This window comes from Aquabacterium sp., assembly GCF_030652515.1.
Classification (GTDB): domain Bacteria; phylum Pseudomonadota; class Gammaproteobacteria; order Burkholderiales; family Burkholderiaceae_C; genus Aquabacterium.
The window spans coordinates 1-3,050 of record NZ_JAUSAR010000030.1 but is presented as its reverse complement, the minus strand read 5'-3'; the positions used below and the strand labels follow the sequence as shown (position 1 = coordinate 3,050).

The 3,050-nt window shown below is 58.5% G+C and carries 1 protein-coding gene; it reads right to left on the bottom strand.

Going from position 1 to position 3,050, the window contains the following annotated elements:
- Nucleotides 1-1,029: 1,029 nt before the first annotated feature.
- Nucleotides 1,030-2,127, bottom strand: coding sequence for a 2-oxo acid dehydrogenase subunit E2 (locus Q7V20_RS04050; protein WP_370652397.1), 1,098 nt, complete (start codon nucleotides 2,125-2,127; stop codon nucleotides 1,030-1,032).
- Nucleotides 2,128-3,050: the final 923 nt, after the last annotated feature.

Here is a 3,050-nt window from a genome sequence, read left to right as displayed (position 1 = left end):
TAGTGGAAGATGCCGGATCTATGCGTTGTGGTACACCCGTCGCATTACAGGCACTCCCGTGTGGCAGCGTAGTTGTTTTTAAACGTGCTCTCGGGATCCGGCATGTCTTGGTTGGCGCCGCCAGTTCGTTGTATCTGGCTGATCACACTCGCGCTCAGGGCAAGTGGCTTCATTGCCATAGCAGCGGAGCCGGTCCTGGACGCCAGCACCACTCGGCTCTTCGCCGGGGGGGACCTGGCCATCGCCAGTACCGAAGCGCAACATGGAGCTTGGAGGCTCAAGGCGGCTTGGCGAGGGACCACCCGTCCAGGTGCCCAGGGATGATCGTACACTCCGTTCACTCCGTGGAGGATCCGTTGGAAGTGTTTCACGTTGTACAGGTACTGGATGTGGGTGATGATGCCGACATATAGGGCCACGGTACACAATTGTTTTATCAATTGCATTCCGTGACCCTATTTTTATGGTATGTCCGTGAAACCTTAAGCACGTGTTGATAGAACCATGGATGTTCCCATGATAGCACGCACCGACGTCCGCTCTCAACAGTCACGCCACTGCAACCATCAATACCGAAGTAAGGACTACAGCGCGACGGCCCAGGGTCGCCACACCCCTTCCCGTAACTTGAGACGTCTCGCCACGGGTAATCGTCTTGCGACGCGACCCGTGACTAACCACACCAGTGGCGAAACCGGTGGAGGGGTGTCCTTATCGGATGGTTTTTGACCGCAAACCCCTCAATTTTTGTGGCGAAAGCTTTTGTCGGGAATCGAACCCGGGACCTTCAGATTTATCAAGTCTGATGCTCTACCATTAAGCTACTCAGCTGCCGACATAAAGTGCTACTTCAAATGGCAACTGTTCTGAGCAAGGTCACCCTATCCACGCTGAAGAGGTTCCCCATATCGTGTTTCTAGCTTCAACGCGTGTCATTTCGCCGCACGTGCGGGACTGCGAGTGCGAGTCCCATGGCACCTCCACCAACAACTACCACATCATAGCACAACTCACACCTCACACCTCAGCTTATGCCACCAGCAGGGTTGGGTTTTGGATGTAGTGTCTGAACACTTGGAGGAACTGAGCCGAGATTGCGGCATCCACCACCCGTGCATCCGAGCTGAGCATGACCGTCATCACCGTCGCAACGATGGGCTCAGGACACGTCTTGCTACCGTCACCAGTCACCACCACCTCATCGTCGAGTGAGAAAGGGGAGCCTAGGGGTGCCGCGAGCACCTTCTTCTCCCCCTTGCCTACCGCCAAGATACAGGCCTGGGGCGGATTGATGACGGCGCTGAACTCGTCGATGCCAAACATGCCCAGGTTGGATATGGTGAAGCTACCGCCCTGAAACTCGTCAGGCTTCAGCTTGTTGGCCCGTGCACGGCCCGCCAGATCCTTCACGCGCTCATTGATGGCAAGCAGGCCTAAGGTGTCCGCGCCCTTCACGATGGGTGTGATGAGGCCACCTTCAGTTGCTACCGCCACCGACACATCCACGGTGGCATTGGGAACGATGGTGTCGCTCTTGCCGTCGTAGTAGCAGTTGGCCTCGGGGACGTCTCGCAACGCCTTGGCGGCTGCCTTGATGACCATGTCGTTCACACTCAGTGTCACCCCTGCCTCCTTCAGTCCATTCCGCAGCTTCATCAGTGCGTCCAGCTGGCAGTCCATGACCGCGTACTGGTGGGGTATGGTGGCCTTGCTCTCCGCCAGGCGACCCGCGATGATGCGACGCACCTGGGAGGGTTTGGTATCTGTGAAGGTACCCCCCACTCGTACCGGTACCGCGAAGGCAGTGGCCACCTGCTGGGGCGAGATGGTGGGTGCCCGAGGAGGCAAAGATGGGAGGAATGGGGGTGTCATGCTACCGCCACCACTGTTGCTGCTGCTGGCCTGGGATGAGTCACGTGCAGTGCTGCCGCCCACTGCAGCTGGCGGAGCAGGTGCAAGTGGTGGTGTCGATGCAGCAGTAGACGGTGTGAGTGCTGAGTGTGGTGCCTTGCCCAAGTGCACTAGGACGTCTCCCTTTGTGATGCGACCCCCCTTGCCAGTCGCTTTGCTCCTCAAGCCAGCCGGATTAACGCCGAATTCGGCCATCAGCGCACGAGCAGCTGGCATGACATCCGAAGGTGACAAGGCAGCTACCGCACTCTGATAGTCGTCACCGCTTGGGGCGTGGGTGGTGGCGGTAGCAGTGGCGGTAACTGTGAGGGGTGTGGTGCTCTGGAATGCAGCCTGGGGTGGGGCAGCGGTAGCTGCTGCACTGCTGCTCACACCCGCACCTGGTGGAGAAGCGGAGGCACCGGTATCTGTACCGGTGGGGACAGCCATGGCGTGCACGGCGGCAATATCTTCCTTGGATTCCACCATGATGGCGAGGGGAGTGCCTAGCGGTACCGCCTCTCCCCCCTCAGCCACCAGGATGCGAGCCAGAATGCCCTCGTCCTGGTACACAAAATCAATGGTGGCCTTGTCGGTGGCCACCTCGCACTGCACACAGGAACATACGAGAGCGTGGACGAAAATAGGTGAGAAGGTGCACATCAATGGGGGAATCTTCCGCTCCAACAAATTTAGGATTTAGCCACACGGAACACCAAAATCACGTTCACCACAGGCCCCCACCGCAGGTTGGTTGCAGTTGCACTGGATGAGATGCCACGCTTGACACGCACGATAGGCAAACACTGACTCATACCCGCGCATAGCGAATAATGCCAACTTTCGTATCTCAACGTACCAGCACATCGCCAGACCGCACTTCCTCCCCTTCTCGCTTGTTCCATTTGGTGATGGAACCTGCCGTCATCGTGGGAGACAACGCCGGCATTGCGACAGGAGTACCCTTCCCCCAGCCCGACATGTGACGGCGAGGAGCGGCGCCCAGCACAGGAGTCCACGATGTTGTCGGTGTTGCAGAGACAGCAATGCCGGGCGAGCCATGTCCGAGAGCCGCAATGTTTCGCTGGCACGCGTCGGTGCAACGGCGACCTGTTGGGATACACCGCCCCAAGGCGCGGCTGACTCGACGCATCTTCACA

Excerpts from the sequence above, each read along its gene's own strand:
- Q7V20_RS04050 (WP_370652397.1), bottom strand. The coding sequence starts at position 2,127 with ATGCCAGCTGCTCGTGCGCTGATGGCCGAATTCGGCGTTAATCCGGCT.